Source organism: Dellaglioa kimchii, assembly GCF_046115505.1.
In the GTDB taxonomy this organism is placed as follows: Bacteria; Bacillota; Bacilli; order Lactobacillales; family Lactobacillaceae; genus Dellaglioa; species Dellaglioa kimchii.
In genome coordinates this window covers 1,496,015-1,516,742 of record NZ_CP170736.1, presented here as the reverse complement: position 1 = coordinate 1,516,742, position 20,728 = coordinate 1,496,015, and the positions used below count along the sequence as shown (strand labels likewise).

Genomic DNA, 20,728 nt, shown 5'->3' with positions numbered 1-20,728 from the left:
CTTATTGACCTCCTGAATTAATTTCTAAATCTAATAAATCTGCCCCAACAATTATTTCTGACTGATCTTTAGCAAGTGGCTTAATTTTTTTATATTTTGGTGTGTTCGTCACAATAATTGGCGTAATGATTTCATACCCATCCTGTTTAATACCTTCAATATCAAATTTAAGTAATAAATCACCTTTTTTTACGACGGTATCAATTTCCGTTTGAATTTCAAAATACTTACCTTCTAATTCAACTGTATCCATTCCAATATGCATTAAAATTTCGGCGCCATCGTCTGTTAACATACCAACTGCGTGACCTGTTGGAAAAACTAATGTTATTTTACCATCAGCAGGTGCATATAATTGACCAATTTCAGGTAGAATTGCAATACCGTCACCCATAATGCCAGAACTAAAGACAGGATCTTTAACCTCTGATAAAGGCAAGACTTGACCTTTAAGTGGGCTACCAAGGATTTCTCCACTCATTTCTACTTCTACAGGTAGTACTGACGTCGTTACTTCTGTTTCAACAACAGCAACGGGTACTTCTTGATCTTCCTTTGTTAAGCCGAACATAAGCGTTAAGATATATGCCAATACGAATGAAACAACTATTGCTATCAGTACAGCGTAGAATGACATATCAATTCCTGCCTTAGGATTCAAGTAACTTGGAATAGAGAAAACTCCTAATCCACCAACCATGTATCCTTTTGTACCAAATGCACCAAGAACCATACCACCAATAGCGGCTGAAATACATGTAATAATAAATGGTTTTTTACGAGGTAACGTAATTCCGTAAATAGCAGGTTCCGTAACACCAAAGATTCCTGAAATAAATGAAGAATAGCCAAGACCCTTTAGTTTTTTATTTTTTGTTTTAATCGTAATTGCCAATACTGACCCAATTTGAGCAAATGTTGTCCCTAACATAAGTGCTAAGATTGGATCTGAACCGGTTGTTGAGATATTAAGTAAGGCAAGTGGCACAAGTCCCCAATGTAACCCGAAGATAACAAGTACTTGCCATAAGCCACCAAGGACTGCGCCAGCAGCAATTGGACTAAATGTGTATACGGCTGTAAAGCCGGTGGCCACAATATCACTAGCCCAAGTTGTTATGGGACCTATAAAGATAAATGTAATAGGCACAACAACAAGTGCTGTTAACATTGGTACTAAGAATGTCCGTACAACTTCTGGTATCACTTTTTTGAAGAATGGTTCTACTTTTGATGCAAACCAAATTGATACAATAATTGGTACCACTGATGATGCGTAACTCATCATGATTACTGGAATGCCCAAGAATGTCATATAAATTGGTGATTCAAAAATTGTTCCTGCAAATAAAGTGTATAGTACTTTCCCACCGGAAGCGGCTAGTGTTGCTGGCAATTGTGCAACAATAGTTGGGTAAACTAAGGATGCACCAATAACCATTGCCAACAATGGATTAACGTGAAATTTCTTACTAGCACTGTAAGCTAAGATAATCGGGAAGAAGTAAAAGAATGAATCTCCCAATGCATTTAAAATAATATACGTTCCAGATGTCGGTGCCACCCAGCTAAATGCGACTAGTAATGAAACCAATCCTTTGATCATCCCTGTTGCAGCTAAAACACCTAAAGCTGGTGCAAAGATACCTGAAATCATATCAATAAAGGCATCAAGTGGTTTCATTTTTTCGCCATCATTATCTGGTACAATGCCATCACCATCAAGTCCGCTACCTTTAACTAATGCATCATAAACTTCCGGAACTTGGTTTCCAACAACCACTTGGTACTGACCACCACTTTTAACAACAGTCACTACACCATCCATATTTTTTAAGATATCGGTATTGGCCTTAGATTCATCTTTTAATTTAAATCTTAGTCGGGTTGTACAATGGACTACGCTATTAACGTTAGCTTCGCCACCTACATTTTTTAAAATATCTTTAGCTAATTTTTCGTAACTCATCACAATCACTCCTTTTTATTTTTTATAAATTAAAACCCAGTTATCCATTTCAACTCAAAAAATACGAGTTTTCATGGATAACTGGGTTTATGCTTGCTTATAAATGGCAATAACACACCTAATTATCAATTTATTTAATTTTCTGCTCGCCTATGGGTTACTCGCCAGATATGTAAAACTAGGTAAACTTGTTCGTCTGCTTGTAAATCCCAATCAGCCCGTTCTCGAATATAATGCACGATTTTTTCCACTGTTCCGTATACTTGTGGATACCGACTAATCATCATAGCAAGCAACTCAGGGTCAAGTTCCGCACGATCAATCTCAGTATTATGAAAATGTCTAATGAATAAATAGCGTAAATGTGAAACAAATCGACTATAATTAAATGTTTTTTCGTCGAGAATAATACCAGTATCTAATTGAATAATATTAACAATTCCCGAAATGAGTTCTGTTAGCTTCATCGATTCTTGAACAGCATGCCCACCTTCTTTGACGTTAATCAGATGGTATGTCAGTAAAATCAATTCATTTTTTTGAACCGCAATGTTAAATTTTACTTCGATTTCTCTAATGCCAACCTCTGCTGCATGAAATTCACTTGGAAATAATTTTTTCATTTCCCAATGAACAGATCGATCATTTAAAAACATTTCTTCACGATTCTTTTGTAATGAATACTGAAAATGGTCCACTAAAATCAAAAATTGAACATCATCAAATGTCACATCAATTAACGGCTCTACTACTTCAACAAAAGCTGTCGTAATTTCCAAAGTTTGTGCATCAAATCCTGAAATCAATTTCATTGTATCCGAATCTTCTTCAGCTTTAAAACGTCGATCAATCTGGTCTTTATCAATACTATCTCCAGCACGATAACCGAATCCAATACCGTTACCAATGACCACCCACTCAATATTGTCGGATGATTCAACTAAAGCTGCATTATTATTAAAATTTTTTACGAACTTCACATTAAATCGACCCCTTTCCATAAAAAATGACCTACAAATACAGATATTCTCATATCTACATCAATAGGTCATGCCTGATCGAATCAGTAACACTCATTTCATATTTAGTGTATCATTTATTGTAAGCGTTATCAATAGCTATTTAAATTACTTTATAACTTACTACCATTTTCTTTAATGACCTTTTGATACCAATAGAATGAATCTTTCTTATATCGTTTTAATTCTTTCGCACTTTCTTCATCACGATCAATATAGACGAAGCCGTAACGTTTTTGATAGCCATTTGACCAGCTCAATAAATCAGTAAAACTCCAAGTTGTATACCCAATAACTTTTACACCGTCTGAAATGGCTTCTTGAATGGCTTTAATATGTTCATTGATAAAGTAAATCCGATAATCGTCATGGATGGCATTGCCTTCTTCTAATTTATCATAAGCACCAAGGCCGTTTTCAGTAATAAGAACAGGTAAGTCGTAACGGCTATCAATTCTTCTCAGAGCAATTCTTAGCCCTTCAGGATCAATATTCCAATCCCAATCAGTTTGTTTTAAAAATTCATTATTAGTTGTCTTAAACATGCCTGGAACGCCACTTTCGGAGCTAGTCCCCTTTTTACCTGTATTATTTTCAGCAGCAAGCCCAACTCCGCCAACTAACGGATTAGCCGCAATTGTTTGAGTTTGGTAATAATTTAAGCCCATAAAATCTGGTTTTCCAGCAATCAAAAGAGCTTGATCTGCTTCTGTAACAATAGGTGCAGTCCCACGTTCAGTTAACCATTTATAAATCATTTTTGGATAACGTCCATAAACATAGATATCCATCCAAAAATGAGCAGCATAATCTTCATAGTTAGTAGCCGCAACTTGGTTTTTAGGATCTCCATTAACCGCATAACCCGGGCTATAGGCAAAGCTTGGACCTATCCCACCTTGGTAATGACCTTCATGAAATGCCTTAATTGCTGAAGCATTTGCTAGATTAGCAATGTGGTTTGCGGCATACATCCTTTTTTCATCATTTACTGCAGGTGGATGACTCTCCATTTGGTAGCCATGAGAAATAAATACATTTTGTTCATTTAACGATACCCAGTATTTAACACGATCACCGAAAGCATCAAAACAAGTTTTCGCATAATTCGTAAAATCAGTAATAATCTCACGAGATTCCCAACCAGCATATTCATCTTGTAATGCTTGTGGTAAATCCCAATGATAAAGTGTCACAACGGGCTCAATATTATTCGCAATTAACTCATTGATTAATCGATTATAAAAATCTATCCCCTTTTGATTAACTTTACCTTTTCCTTCTGGATAAATACGCGTCCAAGCAATTGAAAAACGATAAGCTTTCAATCCCTGTTCCTTCATTAAGGCGACATCTTCTTTAAAACGGTGATAATGATCGACGGCTACATCACCATTTGTACCCTTAAATGTTTTCCCAGGAATTCTTACAAATTTATCCCAAACTGACAATCCTTTACCATCTTCTTGATATGCACCTTCAATTTGGTAAGCAGCTGAGGAAGCACCCCATAAAAAATCGGTTGGAAATTGACTCATTTTTTCATATTCCATTTTCCATTCTCTCCTTAAAAATAATCACTTAATATTGGTTGTTCTTTAATTAATGCGCCATCGAATAGCGTTACGTCGCCTGATACAAATCCATATTGTTTTAAGTGTTTAAGTGTTCGATATCCCATCATACTGCGTGTTAAATTTTGAATATCTGTTGTAAATGTAGGTGCTGAATTTTCAGTCTTTTCAACTTTTGTTTCTCCGTCTATTCGGCTAATTTGCCAACAACCTTCATTAGCGTGAATAGTCGAATCTTGAACTTGAATCACAATTTGTGAAAAATCTTGCTGGTAAGGGTATCTGCTGAGAAAGTCGTCAACATTTACAATTCTTGCCATCATGTAAGGTTGTGTTGTCACTTCAACTTGAGGATTTGCCAGTACATCTGGAAATGGCTGTCCAATTGGACTCTCATAACTAAACCATTCATACGCTGATTGATGCTTAAGCACAAAACTTTGTAATTGGAGCCAACTCTCAGTTGTTTGATAAATCCATTCAACGATTTTAAATTCATCAGTTTCTCTTTGATAAACAAGATAGCCTTTTGACTCATTTTTTTCATTATAATAGACTGCTACTTCCCAATTAGGGTGTTTCTCCGCCGAATAAGTTAACCACCAATCTGGTCGTTCAATACCACCTTGTTGAGAGAGCTGATTCTGTTGGTATAATTTATTTAATTCCTCTTTTACATCCAAATAACGGTGACGCTCAACGTGACCTATTGTCTTAACTTTTAATCGTGGTAAATCCTTCGTATTCATCCGATATATCGTTTGATCAAATGTTGCTTCGTAACCGAATTTACGATAGAACGGATACGAAAATGGTGCTAAATATGATAGTGTCGTTCCATTATCATACATTTCATCCAGTGCTAAATTCATTAATTGTCCAATACTACCTTGACCAGCAAATTCTGGATAACTTGCTACATAGCCGATACCACCCATTTTAAATTGAGTCCCATGAAAATGAGTCATAAAAGGTGTATTAATCACACCGCTGACAACTTTCCCAGACTCAACTGAGCCCCAATCTGATGAATGCTCATAAAGTTTGCGAAAAAAGCTCTTTCTCTGTACTGATACTTTTTTATTAAAGGCATAAATTGATAAATCAAAGTAACTCCCAAAATGAGTTTCATCTAACTTCATATTTGTCATGGATCCACTCAACTCCTTCTTCTGTACGAATTAACCTCTTTAAATATAGCATGGTTACCACGTTCGTGCAATCGCTTACAGAATCAGTCAATAAAAAAATCATCCAATTAGTATTGGATGATCCTTCACATTAATCAAAATGTTCTGCTTTTGGTTTGCGTCTTTTACCTTTATTTTTTTGATTTCTCAAACGAACTTTACGATGTGGTTTCTTTATTGGTTCATCAGATTGCTTTTGACCATCAACTGTTTTGGCTTTCACTTCAACTGGTTTAGGTTTCTTAGCTTTTGGTTCAGCCACACGTTCTGGTCTTTCTGTTACAATCGCACCATCGTATAAGTACCCTTTTTCGATTTCAAATGGTGTATTTTTTAAATCTTGTTTTAAGGTACGTAAATCATGTTCGTTTCCAAGATTAATAACCATCCCTTCAGCACCCATTCGACCTGTACGGCCTACACGATGAATATATGACGTCGTATCTTTAGGCATATCGTAATTTACGACTGCGGGCAACATTGGAATATCCAAACCTCGAGCGGCAACGTCTGTTGTTAATAATAATTTAATTTCATGTTTATGAAGCTGTGACAAAGCATTAGCACGATTAACTTGGCGTTGCTCACTATCTAATACAGCAACTGGCACATGATCATATTTTAATTTTTGAGCCATATCTTGTAATGATGATAGTTGGTTAAAGAAAACCAATGCATAAAAATCTTCAACATTTGCTAAACGACGCAATGTTGACTGACGCTTACGGGTCGGTGTTTCAATTGAATAATGGTGAACGATACCTTGTGTTTGATCAACTTCACGAACATCATAAGTTGTCACATCAACACCAAACCATTTTTTCAAATCATCTAAAATAGCTGTTTCCGTTGCAGAAAAGAAACTTAATTGAATGCCTGCAGGCGCCTGGCTGATTAAATCACGACAAGTTGTTAATGTTTCATCCGTCAATAAATCATCCGCTTCATCAATGACAACTGATTTAACTTTATGTAATTTAATTTTTTTATCTTCAGTTAAATTCAATAAACGACCTGGTGTTCCGACAATAATCTCAGGTTTTTTCTTTAAATTTTCGATTTGGCGTTTCATATTGGCACCACCAATAATAGCTTGAACTTTTAAATCAAGTTCTTTAGCCCAAGGACGAATGACACCTGCTAATTGCATAGCTAACTCTTGTGAAGGCGCAATAATCAATAGTTGAATGCCATCTTTTGGTATTAGTCTTTCGAGTAAAGGTAAACTGAATGCTAAGGTTTTACCAGAACCGGTTGGTGCTAATCCAAGAATATTCTCACCTGATTTTAGAGGTTCATAAACGGCTTCTTGGATGGGTGATTGTGTTTCAAAACCTTGTTCTTTAAAATATGCATCAAATTTTGGATTCATTTTAGTCTCTTTCTTTTAACTTCATAGGATTAGTTTTAATAATTAAGTATAGCATATAAAAAATAAGCTTCCATTGATTCACAGAAACTTATCTCAATAATTCTTATTTATGATCAGCTGGAAATTCGATTCCAGCACTTTTTCTTAAATCAAACAATACTTGGTTAACTGTCATACTAAGTTTTTGCCATTTTATATAATCAGCTTTGTTAGTTACATCATTGGGGTTATTGATAACTCTAGCAAAATCAATCGCTTCAGCTAACATCGGATTTTTAGCTGGTTTTTGACTAAGTAGTTCTTCTTTATCAGAACCATCTTGGTAAATAACTTCATTTAATTCAGCTGCATTATCCATCACGATTGTATCTTTTAGACCATAGATTTCACTTGTCAGATATGAATTTGCTGTCTTACCAATATTTAAAGTCACCCTAAAATCTTCATAAGTTAGAATTGCGACACCTTTGCCATCAACACCTGTTGGTAACATTGTTGGGTAGTACTGAACTTCAAGTGGTGTACCAAACCAAGAAACAGCATTATAGACAACGTAAACGCCTAGGTCTTGTAACGCACCACCAGAAAATTTTGGCGAGAAGATATTAGGCTCTTCACCTGCTAAAATAGCATCATAACGTGACGAATACTTCATATAAGTTAAGGTTGCGCCCTGAATGGTCTCTAGTTCAGTTACTTTTTGTTCAATAATTTTGAAATTATCTTGATGAATTTGTCGAGCTGCTTCAAATAATTGGCTTCCAGGATGTTCCTTAAGAACCGTTTGAATAGCGGCCATCTCTGCTGGATTTGAGACCATTGGTTTTTCGGCAATAACTTTTTTACCAGCTTCAATCGCTAATTTAATTTGTTCAAAATGTAAACTATTCGGAGAAGCAATATAGATTACTTCAAATTTATCTGAATTTAAAAATTCTGTCATACTATCGTAAAAATTTGTTGCACCATATTTTTCACCAAAATCTTTGGCTTTTAATTCCGTTCTTGAATAGACACTAGTCAATTGAAATTCATTCGATTCATGCGCTGCTTCAACGAATTGACCTGTAATCCAATTTGTACCAATAATACCTAATTTAATCATACCTAATACCTCCATTTTATTATTAAATTCATTATAACAACAATTGAACCGTTTTCATAACGATTGCTTTATTTCAATTTTGTAACGGTAGATTAAATTTATATATATTTTGGGCAATTTTTTCCGCTTGTTAGCTAAAAGTGCTATATTTAAGTAGAAGAGTTCTAACTAGGAGGGATAGCCGTGAAGAAACGTAGTTTTGCACTACTAGGTGCATCATTTTTTATTGGATTAACAAAAGATATTAAGTCTATAACCGCACCTAAAACTAAGGTTTCTTTACCTATTTTTTATGCTGGACATTGGCTGTTCTACGATGAGTTGAGTCATCGACACCATAATTTGGATATTTCATCAGACCTCACAATTCGAATTGACGAACGTGCACTCGATGGCAAGATTGAACATATAGATGAACGTGAACTTAGTTTCTTAGATGAATATGGTTTTCATCTAAGAATTGATGCAAACGATCAAGGACCAGTGAGTTTGTTTGACGAAGCAGATAACCGGACCTACCCCATTAAATTAGCCCCAATTATAGAATCACAAGATGTTAAAAATGAAGATGTAGATTAACAGAATTTTGTTGATTATCATCTTCATTTTTTGTTTCATTACACGTTTAAATAGTCTAAAATAGTTAAATACGCATTTTAATATAGAAACGAGGACCTTTTTCCATGAACAATGATCACCTAAAACGAGATATTGGCTTTTTCGCTGCACTTTCAACTGTAATGGGAACAGTTATTGGCGGAGGCGTTTTTTTTAAAGTTTCAAGTGTTACACAACAAACCCAATCTGCTAACCTGACGCTATTTGTTTGGTTACTTGGTGGCTTTCTTACGATTTGTGCTGGATTAACCGCCGCGGAACTTGCAGCCGCCATTCCAGAAACTGGTGGCGCCATTAAATATATCGAATATACTTATGGTCGTTTTCCGGCATTTTTACTTGGATGGGCACAAATAATTATTTATTATCCAGCAAATATTGCAGCTCTTTCAATTATTTTTGGCACACAATTGATTAATCTTTTCCATCTTGATTCACATTTAATCATTCCGATTGCTTTAATTAGTGGAATCAGTATCACATTGATTAACTTTTTAGGCGCAAAAGTAGGCGGTACCTTTCAATCAATTTCATTGGTTTTAAAATTATTACCTATTACTGTCATTGTGATATGGGGAATTTTCACTCCTGGACAAGTGTCGTTTAGCTTAATCCCGTTAACATCTGGCGCACATCATTCTTTCTTTACTGCTTTAAGCGGCGGCCTTCTTGCGACCATGTTTGCTTACGATGGCTGGATTGGTGTTGGAAACATTGCCGGAGAAATGCACCATCCAGAACGTGATTTACCGAAAGCTATTATTTCAGGATTATTCTTCATTACAATTATTTATACCTTAATTAATTTTGTCTTTCTTAAGGCTCTTCCTATTTCAGGATTAGCTGGTAATTTAAATGCAGCTTCTGATGCCTCAAGACAACTATTTGGACAATTTGGTGGGAAGTTTGTGACCATCGGTATTTTAATTTCGGTTTACGGTGCCATTAACGGCTATACGTTAACCGGTATGCGTGTTCCATATGCAATGGCCTTAGAAAACCAACTACCCTTTAGTAATTGGCTAAAACGCTTATCTCCTCATACGAGAGTTCCTTATATTGCGGGATTTTTACAAATAGGTATCGCAATAATAATGATGTTCTTAGGTAGTTTTGATTTATTAACAGATATGCTTATTTTTGTTATTTGGATTTTTAATGTACTAGTTTTCGTTGCTATCTTTATATTACGAAAACGTGAACCTGAATTAAATAGACCCTATAAAGTTCCTTTATATCCAATCATTCCAATAATCGCGATCATTGGGGGTATTTTTATACTCGTTGCTACACTATTAACACAGACGACGTTAGCACTCGTTGGTCTATTAATAACCGGACTTGGCATTCCTATTTATTTTATTCATCGTAAAAATCAAGTATAGTTATACAAATAAAAACATTCGACTTTTGGAGCCAGATAAGCTCATATCACTTAAGTCGAATGTTTTTATTTTTTATAAATTATTTAAGTAGTTACTATAACCGGCAGCTTCCATTTCTGCTTCAGGAATAAACTTCAATGAGGCAGAGTTAATACAATAACGTAATCCGCCTTGGTCTTGAGGCCCATCAGTAAACACATGACCTAAATGTGAATTAGCTTCTTTACTTCTAACTTCCGTTCGTTGATAACCTAAAAGACTATTATCAGCCAATTCAGCAATCTTAGAACCTGGGATTGGTTTTGAAAATGATGGCCAACCACAGCCAGCGTCATATTTTTCTGCTGAACTAAAAAGTGCTTCCCCACTAACAACATCAACGTAAATTCCTTTTTGATAGAAGTCATCATATTTACCAGTAAATGGTGCTTCCGTTGCAGCATGTTGTGTGACTTCAAACTCTTCATTGGTTAAACGTTCACGTAATTCTTTTTCAGTTTCTTTTGACATAATGGACCTCCTAATGTTTTAAGATATCATTAGAATACTCTTTTTCACACCGAATACAATTTATCTGTTTGTAAAAAAAGAAGGGCAAAAATAAGGTACCTTAAATTCACTTCACATCTCACTTTTTTCTGAAAAAATGGGCTGAGAAAGCTTTTTTCTGTATCAAGTGTTAAACTATATATCTTAACTCGTTTTTCACATATACATTTCCATAAGTAATCATTACATCATTAAGATACACCCTCTCAGAATAATTATTTTATTAATATCACAAGGAGATAAATACATTGTTAGACACGACCTTAAAAACTGAACATTTAATCCTAAGTCCTTTAACTCAAAAGGATGCTGAATTTATGTTTCCCATTTGGGCTAATACAGAAGTTACCCATTTTATGGATATTGATCCTTTTAAAGAAATTAAACAAGCCCAAGATATGATTGCTCTTTTTCAACAATTAATATTAAGTGATTCTGCCGTAAGATATAAGATTACTTATAATAACCACATCATAGGAAGTGCTGGTTATAATGAATTTACGATCACAAATTCCGGTAAATCTGTAGAAGTCGGATATGAGTTAGCAAAAAAATATTGGCGAAAAGGATTCGGTACCGAACTTTTAAATGCTCTTTGTAGCTACGTCTTTGAAACACTTAACTGCACGGAAGTTACCGCAAATATAGCACCTGGAAATAAAGCCTCACAGAATTTAGTTAAAAAACTGAATTTTAAGTTGATTAGTACCGACTCAGAAGGTGATTATATTTTCAGTAACATACGAAAATAATTTTCTTGAGGAACAACCAATAAAATAAAAGTCAACAAACACTTTAATTTTATTTTTACATTAACAGATTTCTAATCAGACTATTTTACACACTTAAAATCTATACAAAAGAAAGTCCTAATCACATAGTGATTAGGACTTTCTTTTGTATTATTCACCAACAACAGTTGACGAATAGTCTATATATAAATTGGTTATTTTTCTAAAATTGTGACTGTTTCAATATGTGTTGTTTGTGGGAATTGATCCACTGGTAAAATTGGTTTTGTAACTTTGTAACCATCATCTAAGAAGCTCTGTAAATCACGAACTAATGTTGAAGGGTTACAACTAATGTAAACAACTTTTTTAGGTTGCATTTTAAGTGTACTTTCAATAAATGCTGGTTCTAGCCCCTTACGAGGAGGATCGACAACTAAAACGTCGGGTCTTAAGTTAGCATGACTCCAGTTTTCCATCCAGTTTTCTGCCATCCCAGTTTCAAAACGAACATTATCAATACCATTAATTTTAGCATTTTCTTTCGCATCTTTAACTGCTGCAGAAACTAATTCTACACCGTAGATTTGACGAGCATGTTGTGCCATTGATAATGAAATTGTTCCAATACCACTATAAGCATCAATAACTGTTTCATTACCAGTTAAACCTGCACGTTCAAATGCTGCAGCATATAATTTTTCTGTTTGAACAGGATTAATCTGGTAGAAAGAATGTGGTGAAATTCTAAATGTTAATCCATTCAATTGATCTTCAATGTACCCAGGGCCAAATAAAACTTTGTTTTCGCGGCCTAAAATAACATTTGTTTTTTCAGAATTTGTATTTTGAACAATAGTTGTAACGTCTGGTAATGCTTCACGGATTGCAGCAGTAATTTCAGTAAACATTGGTAATTTTTTAGAGCGTGTTACTAAGACAATCATCATTTGTTTTGAGTAATGACCACGACGAACCATAATGTGACGGATAATCCCTTTGTGTGCACGTTCGTCATATGCTTCCACATGGAAACGTTGTAAGACATCACGTACAGCAACGATTGCTTTATCTATTTCTTCATCTTGAATTAAAAAATCTTCAATTGCAACGAAATCATGACTGTTTTTCTTGAAGAATCCTGTTTTTAATTCACCAGCAATTTCGCGAACAGGTACTTGTGCTTTATTACGGTAATGGAAAGGATTTTCCATCCCAACAGCATCAGATACTTCAATATCCAAATGTGCTTTTTTCAATAATTCTTGAACTTGCGCTTGTTTGAATTTTAATTGTGCTGGGTATGCTAAATGTTGTAAAGGTGCAATTCCAGTTTGTGTATATGCTGAACCTTTTGTTTCAACACGATCTGGGCTCTCGTTACGAAAAGCTAAAACTTTAGCGAAACCAAAGTTCTTGCTGACTTTCATTACACGAATACTAACTTTTTCGCCTGGTAATGCATTTTCAATAAATAATGGGTAGCCATCAACTTTAGCGACACCCATACCTTGATAAGTTAAATCGATAATTTCTGTATCAAATTCTTGGTTCTTTATTACTGGAGGTAGTTTTTTCATTGTTGTCCTTTCGATGTTCCTGCGTATTTACTTTATTCAACCATGTTTAACCCCTAAAAGTCAATAGTTGCCAACTCTAGGAATAAAACAGGATTGAGGCCTTTACCAAGCACCTCAATCCTACTTAATTTCTTAGTTATCTCTTACTTCATTAATTGTACCATTACCGTCAACATCTTCACTATGCATTTCTTGGACTTCTTTTACAAAATGTTCTTCTGCTGTAATTTCGGCAGCCGTACGACCTGACGTAATTGACGTTTCTGGTAATGCATCCGTGTTAGCAAAAATTTCAATATGTTGCTTTAAATTTTTGAAAGTCATTGGCGCATCACCACCATATTCACCATCAATATTAATCATCATTTTATTATCGACTGGTTTAGCAATTAATTTAGACGTTTTAACATAAATCACACGTTTATCATTAATATGCTTACCACCATTCAACACAAGTGCCATTAAATGCAACATTTCTGCGATATTAGTCGCTTTAACAATAAGTAAGGTAAACTTACCATCATCAAGTGAAGCGTTCGGTACGATTTGTTCAAAGCCACCTACAGAGTTCGTCAATGCTAATAAAAACATTGATGCTTTCCCTTTAAAAATCCCACCATCATACTCAAGGTTCATTTCAATTGGTTTCATTCTAGGTAACATTTCAGCACCTTTAGCTAAATAAGCAAGGTAACCAAAAAGTGATTTAAATTGTGAAGGAACATCATAAGTCAATTCCGTTAATAATCCACCACCAGCGATATTAATGAAATATTTTTCTCCAGCTTGTCCAACATCCATTTTAACTGTGTTGCCTTTTGCAATTACTTTTGCAGCAGCAACTGAATCATCCCTGGGTATTTTCAAAGCTCTCGCATAATCATTTGTCGTTCCAGCTGGAATAACACCCATCTTAGGTCGATGTTTAAGACCAGCAATTCCATTAGCAACTTCATTAATAGTTCCGTCGCCACCAGCAGCAATTACTAAATCAAACCCTGATTTAGCAGCTCTTGTTGCTTCATCTCGAGCTGAATGCTTCTTCGCTGTCGTCGCATAAGCACTTGTTTCATACCCGGCATTTTCAATGATGTCTAGAATACTCACGAGATCACTTTTTAAAGCCTCACGACCGGATGTTGGGTTATAGATAATTCTGGCTCTTTTTCTCATTCCGTTCCTCCACATGAATCTTATTTTAATAAGATTATCTTTGCTTCAATGAGGCCATCAATAATTTATTGACCACATTAGGATTTGCTTGTCCCTGTGTTTGTTTCATGATTTGTCCGATTAAGAATCCAACAGCACGATCTTTACCATTTTTGAAATCTTCAATTGATTGTTCATTGTTATCTAAAATACCATCAATAATGGGTTGTAACTTAGCTGGGTCAGAGAGTTGAACAAGTCCTTTAGACTCAACCCAAGCTTTAGGTTCGCTACCATTTTTAATAATTTCTTGGAAAACTTTTTTAGCAATCTTACTTGAAATTGTTTCATCAGTAATTAAATTAATCATTCCAGCAAGATTTGTTGGTGTTAATTTAGTATCTTGTAAGTTTAATTTATTTGTATTCATGAACGCATTAACTTCACCCATTAACCAGTTCGCAGCTAACTTAGGATCTGCATTCAACTTAATTGTGTCTTCAAAGAAATCTGACATTTCTTTTGTTTGCGTTAAGACTTCAGCATCATATTCAGGCAAGCCTAATTCACTTGCATAGCGCGTCCGTCGTTTGTCAGGCATTTCGGGAATTGATTCTCTAACTTCTTGAATCCAGTCATCACTAATATGAATTGGTGGAATATCTGGTTCTGGGAAATAACGATAATCGCTAGCCCCTTCTTTGACACGCATCAAAATAGTTGTACCAGTTGGTGCATCAAAACGGCGTGTTTCTTGTTGAACAATACCACCAGACATCAAGACATTCATTTGACGTTTTTCTTCAAATTCAAGTCCTTTACGAACATTTTCAAATGAATTTAAATTTTTCATTTCAGTTTTTGTCCCATAACCGGGTTGTCCAATTGGATTGATTGAAATATTAACATCAATTCGCATTGAGCCTTCTTCCATCTTCACATCAGAAACACCGGTAAATTGAATAACTTGGCGTAATTTTTCAAGATATGTGTAAGCTTCTTCAGGTGTTTTGATGTCAGGACGTGAAACAATTTCAATCAAAGGTGTTCCTTGACGGTTTAAATCGACATAAGAATAGCCGTTGGGATTATGCGTATTTTTACCCGCATCTTCTTCAACGTGCATTTCTTCAATTCCGATTTTTTTCGTTTCGCCATTAACTTCAATTTCTAAGAAGCCATTACGACCAATAGGTTCTTCTGATTGTGTAATCTGGTAAGCTTTTGGATTATCAGGATAAAAGTAATTTTTACGGTCAAAATGGTTATCCTTTGTGATTTCACAATTTAAAGCTAAGGCAGCACGCATTCCGTATTCAATTGCCCCTTTATTGGCAGTTGGTAAAACACCAGGATATCCCCAGTCAATAACATTGGTATTCGTATTAGGTTCTGCTCCAAAATCAACTTTTGAAGGTGAGAATGCCTTAGAATTAGTTTTCATTTCAATATGAACTTCAAGTCCAATTGTTGTTTCAAAATTCATTAGTTTTGGCCTCCTAACGTAGGGACTTCTTTATGGAAATCAGTTGCTTGTTCAAATGCATAACCAGCACGATACATAGTTGCTTCATCGAATGATTTCGCAATTAATTGTAATCCAACTGGTAAGCCATTTGAGAATCCAGCAGGAACTGACATACCGGGTAGTCCAGCCAAGTTAACTGGAATCGTTAAAATATCATTCATATACATTGTAATTGGGTCTTCATTATCACCAATATTAAATGCTGTATTAGGTGCAGTAGGCCCGATAATCAAATCATAATCATTGAAGACATTACGGAAATCATTACAGATTAAAGTCCGAACTTGAGCTGCTTTCTTGAAGAAAGCGTCATAAGTTCCAGCAGATAATGAGAATGTTCCTAACATAATCCGACGTTTAACTTCATCCCCGAAACCTTCTGAACGAGAACGTACATAAACATCTTCCAAACTCTTAACGTCTTGTGCACGGAATCCATAACGAATACCATCAAAACGTTGTAAATTAGATGATGCCTCAGAAGAAGCTAGAATATAGTAAACAGGTACGCCGTATTTACTATTTGGTAAACTAACTTCATCAACTGTTGCACCAAGTTCTTCAAATGTCTTAACTGCTTTTTGAATGGCTTCTTTAACACCAGCATCAACACCCTCACCTAAGTACTCTTTAGGTAAAGCAATCTTCATTCCTTTAATATCGCCAGTTAATCCAGCAGTAAAATCAGGAACAGCTTGCGCTGAACTTGTTGAATCATGAACATCGTTACCACTGATTGCACTTAAAACGGCAGCATTATCTTTAACGCCACGCGTGAATGGCCCAATTTGGTCCAAACTTGAAGCAAATGCAATTAACCCATAACGAGATACACGGCCATAAGTTGGTTTTGTTCCTACGACACCATTAAATGAAGCTGGTTGACGAATAGAACCACCGGTATCTGAACCTAAAGCAGCAATAACTTCACCTGAAGCAACTGCAGCAGCTGAACCACCTGATGAACCACCGGGAACCTTAGTTGTATTCCAAGGATTTTTTGTTGTTTTAAAGGCTGACGTTTCAGTAGAACCACCCATAGCAAATTCATCCATGTTTGTTTTACCAATTGTCACCATCTGTGCTTGACGCATTTTTTCAATCACTGTTGCATCATATATTGGATTGAAATTTTCTAACATTTTACTTGCAGCCGTTGTTGTTAAATCCTTTGTCACAATATTATCTTTAATAGCCATTGGTATTCCAGCTAAGACATTATTTGCATCGATACCAGCAGCATCAACAGCCTTAGCTTGGCTAAGTGCCATTTCTTCGTTCATTGCGAGGAAAGCAGAAATCTTTGAATCACGTGCTTTAATTTCAGCAAAGGTTGCCTTCGTTAATTCTTCAGAACTCATTTCTTTATTAACTAATGAGTCATGTAAACTTGATAAATCTTGTTTGAAATAATCCATGCTTAAGCTTCCTCACTTTCATCAATAATTGCTGGCACTTTAATAAGGCCATTTTCACTATCTGGTGCATTTTTAAAGAGTAAATCTCGATCTGTTCCTTCTTCTGCGACATCTTCACGCATCACATTAAGAACATCTGTAATATGTGTAGTAACTGGAACGCCTGTTGTATCTACTTCTGATAATTGTTCAGCCATTCCGATAATATCATCTAATTGACTGGTAAATAGTTCTAAATCTGTATCACTGAGTTCTAATTTAGCTAACTCTGAGACATGTTTGACTTCTTCTTTACTAATTGACATTCAAAACCATCCCTTCAAAATTCAAATTAATTTCTTTTTAATAACTGGTAAATACATGCGTATAGTATGTGCTTTCTTTAGCTGTTTTGGCAAGGAAACTTTGCATTGTCCCATCACTACCTTTGATAGTAATGTCAATTGGAATCCCTGATGCTAAATACTTCACAGCCGTTGTTGATAGATATTGAGTGAAACTAATAATCTCTGTTTCACTATAAAATTGAGATGTAATATTGATGTGCATCCCTGTGATTGCTTTGTTTTTATATTGTACCTGTGCCGTTACACCTGCTAAATTAGGGAAGAAACTTTGAACTTCAGTTTTAAAATTCGTAAACGTTGTTTCATCATTTGTATTAGGTGATGTTGAAGTTGATGTGGTTGGGAACGTATAACTCTTAATTGAAACATCATCCCAATTATCAATCGTCGTTTTACCATTTTTATTCACAGCGTAGGCATAGAAACTACCGCCAACTAAACTATCGTTTGGTGCTTGCTTGTACATTGCCACCATGATTGGAACGCTATCACTAATTCCTTTGGTTTTACGAAGACGGGCAACCACTTTATTAGCAGCTTCTTTACCCTTTTCTCTCATTGTTGCATCAGAAATAACGGTTTTATATTCAGCCCCATATTCTTCTTTTTGATAATAATCAACTGAATTCATTCCGATACCTACAGAGATACCTGAGAGTGATAATTTACTGCCTTTTTTTGTCATAAAATCTTGTTCTTCAACTTGCTGTACATACATGGGATTACGTGTTGTTTCATCCATTTTACCATTACTCTTAGGGTTTAATCCGTCTTTATTAGCACTTGATTCACGCCCTAACCAGCTTTGAACAGTCGTTTTTGTTAAATATTGTCCTTCTTGGAAAATATAACTATCAGTAGCAAATTGATCTTTAGACAAATCTAACAGACCAGATTCAAAACTTTTTAAATTCAAGACATTATCATTTTGTGTGAGTGCCACACCTCTTGATTTACTTGTTAAATATTTACCATCTTTAATGACACCTTCATAGTTACTATCACTTGTTTGGCCAGTTGTCTGATAACCAGAACTTGATGTGTTTTTAGAGGTTCCCGACGAGCCTGATGAGGCAACATTACCACAGGCTGCTAAGAGAATTAACGAGAAACTTAACATAAGTCCAATCTTAATTTTTTTCATATGACACTCCTTCCATAACTGAGATAAATTGTTGCTCATCCCAAATTTCAATTTCTAGTTGCTCAGCTTTTATTAACTTACTTCCAGCATCATGCCCGGCAATTAATAGGTCTGTTTTTTTCGAAACACTACCAACAACAGAAGCACCATTTGCTTCAAGCCATTTTTTAGCATCGCTTCGTTTCAACTGATCAAGCGTTCCCGTTAGGACAACTTTCTTATCCATCACGGGGCTACCTTCAGCTAATTCTGCAATTTCAGCAGTTGTTTTGCCTAAAAAGGTTAAGTTGACTTGAGCGTTATCAAGTTCGTCAATCAATTCACGAACTTGATCATTCGCAAAATAAGTCACAAGACTATCCGCAATCACCTGTCCGATTGAATCAATGACGAGAATATCTTCAGCAGTTGCTGTCATTAATTGATGAATATCTTTAAATTCGGCTGAAACCAATCGAGCCGCCTTAGCACCAACATGCCGAATTCCTAGTCCAAATAATAAGCGTTCAACTGAATTTTGTCGGCTAATATCAATTGCATTTAATAATTTATTAACTGATTTTTCTTTGAAATTATCTAGAGTTAACAGTTGATCAGCAGTTAACTGATACAATCCTGCTACATCACTAATTAACTTATTTTCAAATAATTGTTCAACAATTTTAGGACCTAGTCCATCAATATTCATCGCATTTCGAGAAGCAAAATGTGCCAGACTCTCTTTAATGAGTGCGGGACATTTTGGATTGATACAACGTAATGCAACTTCTTCATCTAGATGAACTAATAATGCCCCACAAACTGGGCAGTTCGTTGGTAAAATATACACAACACTGTCGTCTGGCCGTTTATCTAAGACAACTTCAGAAATTTCTGGAATAATATCCCCTGCCTTATGCAACTTAACCATATCGTTAATTCTAATATCCTTTTGTTTCAGTAAATCTCCATTATGCAATGACGCCCGAGAAACTGTTGTCCCTGCTAACTGCACAGGATTCATGATTGCAGTAGGTGTTACGACACCTGTTCGACCAATCGTCCATTCAATATCTAGAACTTTTGTTTCTTGCTCGTCTGGTGGAAATTTATAGGCAATTGCCCATTTTGGAACTTTAACCGTATTACCAACTTCATCATGAATCGTGAATAAATTTGCTTTAATAACAATTCCATCAATATCGTAAGATAAATCATGACGTTTTGCTTGATATTCATTAATGTATGCCGAAATTTCTGTCATATCACTCGTAACACGTGATTCAGTATTTGTTCTAAATCCAAGTTCAGCCAAGCGTTTTAACGCATCACTTTGAGTTTTGACGTCCAATGCATTCGGATCAACAATATAATAGATAAACGTACTCAATTGTCGTTGAGCTGTTTCAGCTGTATTCAATTGTCGTAAACTACCTGCTGCGGCATTTCTAGGATTAGCAAATACTGTTTCCCCAGCTTCCTCGCGACGTTTATTCAACGCAACAAACGCCTTTGTTGGCATGTAACATTCACCACGAACTTCAATTGAAATTGGTTCCGTCAATGTTAATGGAATCGATTTAACTGTTTTAAGATTCTCAGTAATATCTTCACCAATTGTGCCATCTCCACGAGTTGATCCTTTAACGAATACACCATTTTCATACGTTAACGAAATAGCCAATCCATCAATTTTGAGTTCAGCATTGTAACTCACCTCAGCATCAACTGATTTTTGTAATCGTTGATCAAATTCAGATAGCTCTTCAATTGAAAAGACATCTCCCAATGATAGCATTGGTACTTCATGCGAAACTTTTTCAAAACCAGGCAGTACCTGGCCACCAACACGTTGTGTTGGTGAATTAGGTGTCACTAAATTAGGAAAGACTTTTTCAAGTTCTACTAGTTGAAGATAATGTTCATCATAAACATGATCTTCAACTGTTGGCTGATCAAGGACATAATATTGACGCGTCCATTTGATTAAGTCAGTTTTTAATTGATTCACTCTTTTAGTTGCTTCTTCCAACGTTATGGCTTGATTTGACAAACTTGATCCCTCCTT

At 35.4% G+C, this 20,728-nt stretch carries 17 protein-coding genes; 3 read left to right on the top strand and 14 right to left on the bottom strand.

What is annotated here, in order from left to right:
* Position 1: 1 nt before the first annotated feature.
* The 6 genes from ACE83Q_RS07490 to ACE83Q_RS07465 all read right to left on the bottom strand — a co-directional run bounded on the left by ACE83Q_RS07490 (position 2) and on the right by ACE83Q_RS07465 (position 8,229).
* On the bottom strand, positions 2 to 1,969 hold the full coding sequence (locus ACE83Q_RS07490) for a beta-glucoside-specific PTS transporter subunit IIABC (RefSeq protein WP_409022092.1): 1,968 nt from the start codon (positions 1,967 to 1,969) through the stop codon (positions 2 to 4).
* 134 nt (positions 1,970 to 2,103) lie between these two features.
* On the bottom strand, positions 2,104 to 2,949 hold the full coding sequence (locus ACE83Q_RS07485; RefSeq protein ID WP_409022091.1) for a PRD domain-containing protein: 846 nt from the start codon (positions 2,947 to 2,949) through the stop codon (positions 2,104 to 2,106).
* A 152-nt stretch (positions 2,950 to 3,101) separates the two neighbouring features.
* A complete protein-coding gene (locus ACE83Q_RS07480; RefSeq protein ID WP_409022090.1) occupies positions 3,102 to 4,541 on the bottom strand; it encodes a glycoside hydrolase family 1 protein in 1,440 nt (479 codons plus the stop codon).
* 14 nt (positions 4,542 to 4,555) lie between these two features.
* Positions 4,556 to 5,713, bottom strand: coding sequence for an enhanced intracellular survival protein Eis (gene eis, locus ACE83Q_RS07475; RefSeq protein ID WP_409022088.1), 1,158 nt, complete (start codon positions 5,711 to 5,713; stop codon positions 4,556 to 4,558).
* A gap of 130 nt (positions 5,714 to 5,843) precedes the next feature.
* Entirely contained in the window at positions 5,844 to 7,124 is a 1,281-nt protein-coding gene (locus tag ACE83Q_RS07470; RefSeq protein WP_409022087.1) for a DEAD/DEAH box helicase, read from the bottom strand.
* A 103-nt stretch (positions 7,125 to 7,227) separates the two neighbouring features.
* Positions 7,228 to 8,229 carry a Gfo/Idh/MocA family protein gene (locus tag ACE83Q_RS07465; protein WP_409022086.1) on the bottom strand — a complete coding sequence of 334 codons (1,002 nt, stop codon included), beginning with the start codon at positions 8,227 to 8,229 and terminating at the stop codon, positions 7,228 to 7,230.
* 183 nt (positions 8,230 to 8,412) lie between these two features.
* Here ACE83Q_RS07465 and ACE83Q_RS07460 point away from each other — a divergent pair, with 183 nt between their 5' ends.
* Both ACE83Q_RS07460 and ACE83Q_RS07455 read left to right on the top strand, forming a co-directional pair.
* The gene (locus ACE83Q_RS07460) at positions 8,413 to 8,808 is read left to right on the top strand and encodes a DUF4828 domain-containing protein (protein WP_409022085.1); all 396 of its coding nucleotides are present in this window, start codon (positions 8,413 to 8,415) and stop codon (positions 8,806 to 8,808) included.
* A gap of 104 nt (positions 8,809 to 8,912) precedes the next feature.
* A complete protein-coding gene (locus ACE83Q_RS07455) occupies positions 8,913 to 10,232 on the top strand; it encodes an APC family permease (protein ID WP_409022084.1) in 1,320 nt (439 codons plus the stop codon).
* 72 nt (positions 10,233 to 10,304) lie between these two features.
* Here ACE83Q_RS07455 and msrB read toward each other — a convergent pair whose 3' ends face one another.
* Complete coding sequence (gene msrB, locus ACE83Q_RS07450; RefSeq protein ID WP_409022083.1) at positions 10,305 to 10,742, bottom strand: peptide-methionine (R)-S-oxide reductase MsrB; 438 nt, start codon at positions 10,740 to 10,742, stop codon at positions 10,305 to 10,307.
* A gap of 287 nt (positions 10,743 to 11,029) precedes the next feature.
* Here msrB and ACE83Q_RS07445 point away from each other — a divergent pair, with 287 nt between their 5' ends.
* A complete protein-coding gene (locus ACE83Q_RS07445; protein WP_409022082.1) occupies positions 11,030 to 11,533 on the top strand; it encodes a GNAT family N-acetyltransferase in 504 nt (167 codons plus the stop codon).
* A gap of 194 nt (positions 11,534 to 11,727) precedes the next feature.
* On the opposite strand, the gene rlmD is transcribed toward ACE83Q_RS07445, so the two are convergent.
* From rlmD to ligA, 7 genes are all read right to left on the bottom strand, one after another.
* Positions 11,728 to 13,092, bottom strand: a complete 1,365-nt coding sequence (gene rlmD / locus ACE83Q_RS07440; RefSeq protein WP_409022081.1) for a 23S rRNA (uracil(1939)-C(5))-methyltransferase RlmD — start codon at positions 13,090 to 13,092, stop codon at positions 11,728 to 11,730.
* 132 nt (positions 13,093 to 13,224) lie between these two features.
* Positions 13,225 to 14,265: a diacylglycerol kinase gene (locus ACE83Q_RS07435; protein WP_409022080.1), complete on the bottom strand. Its 1,041-nt coding sequence runs from the start codon at positions 14,263 to 14,265 to the stop codon at positions 13,225 to 13,227.
* A gap of 34 nt (positions 14,266 to 14,299) precedes the next feature.
* Entirely contained in the window at positions 14,300 to 15,730 is a 1,431-nt protein-coding gene (gene gatB / locus ACE83Q_RS07430; RefSeq protein ID WP_409022079.1) for an Asp-tRNA(Asn)/Glu-tRNA(Gln) amidotransferase subunit GatB, read from the bottom strand.
* Positions 15,730 to 17,190, bottom strand: a complete 1,461-nt coding sequence (gene gatA / locus ACE83Q_RS07425; RefSeq protein ID WP_409022078.1) for an Asp-tRNA(Asn)/Glu-tRNA(Gln) amidotransferase subunit GatA — start codon at positions 17,188 to 17,190, stop codon at positions 15,730 to 15,732. The genes gatB and gatA overlap by 1 nt, the downstream gene beginning before the upstream one ends.
* Before the next feature lie 2 nt (positions 17,191 to 17,192).
* Positions 17,193 to 17,495 carry an Asp-tRNA(Asn)/Glu-tRNA(Gln) amidotransferase subunit GatC gene (gene gatC / locus ACE83Q_RS07420; protein WP_409022077.1) on the bottom strand — a complete coding sequence of 101 codons (303 nt, stop codon included), beginning with the start codon at positions 17,493 to 17,495 and terminating at the stop codon, positions 17,193 to 17,195.
* A 37-nt stretch (positions 17,496 to 17,532) separates the two neighbouring features.
* Positions 17,533 to 18,681, bottom strand: coding sequence for a CamS family sex pheromone protein (locus tag ACE83Q_RS07415; protein ID WP_409022076.1), 1,149 nt, complete (start codon positions 18,679 to 18,681; stop codon positions 17,533 to 17,535).
* On the bottom strand, positions 18,668 to 20,698 hold the full coding sequence (ligA, locus tag ACE83Q_RS07410) for an NAD-dependent DNA ligase LigA (protein WP_409022837.1): 2,031 nt from the start codon (positions 20,696 to 20,698) through the stop codon (positions 18,668 to 18,670). The genes ACE83Q_RS07415 and ligA overlap by 14 nt, the downstream gene beginning before the upstream one ends.
* Between the last annotated feature and the right edge of the window lie 30 nt (positions 20,699 to 20,728).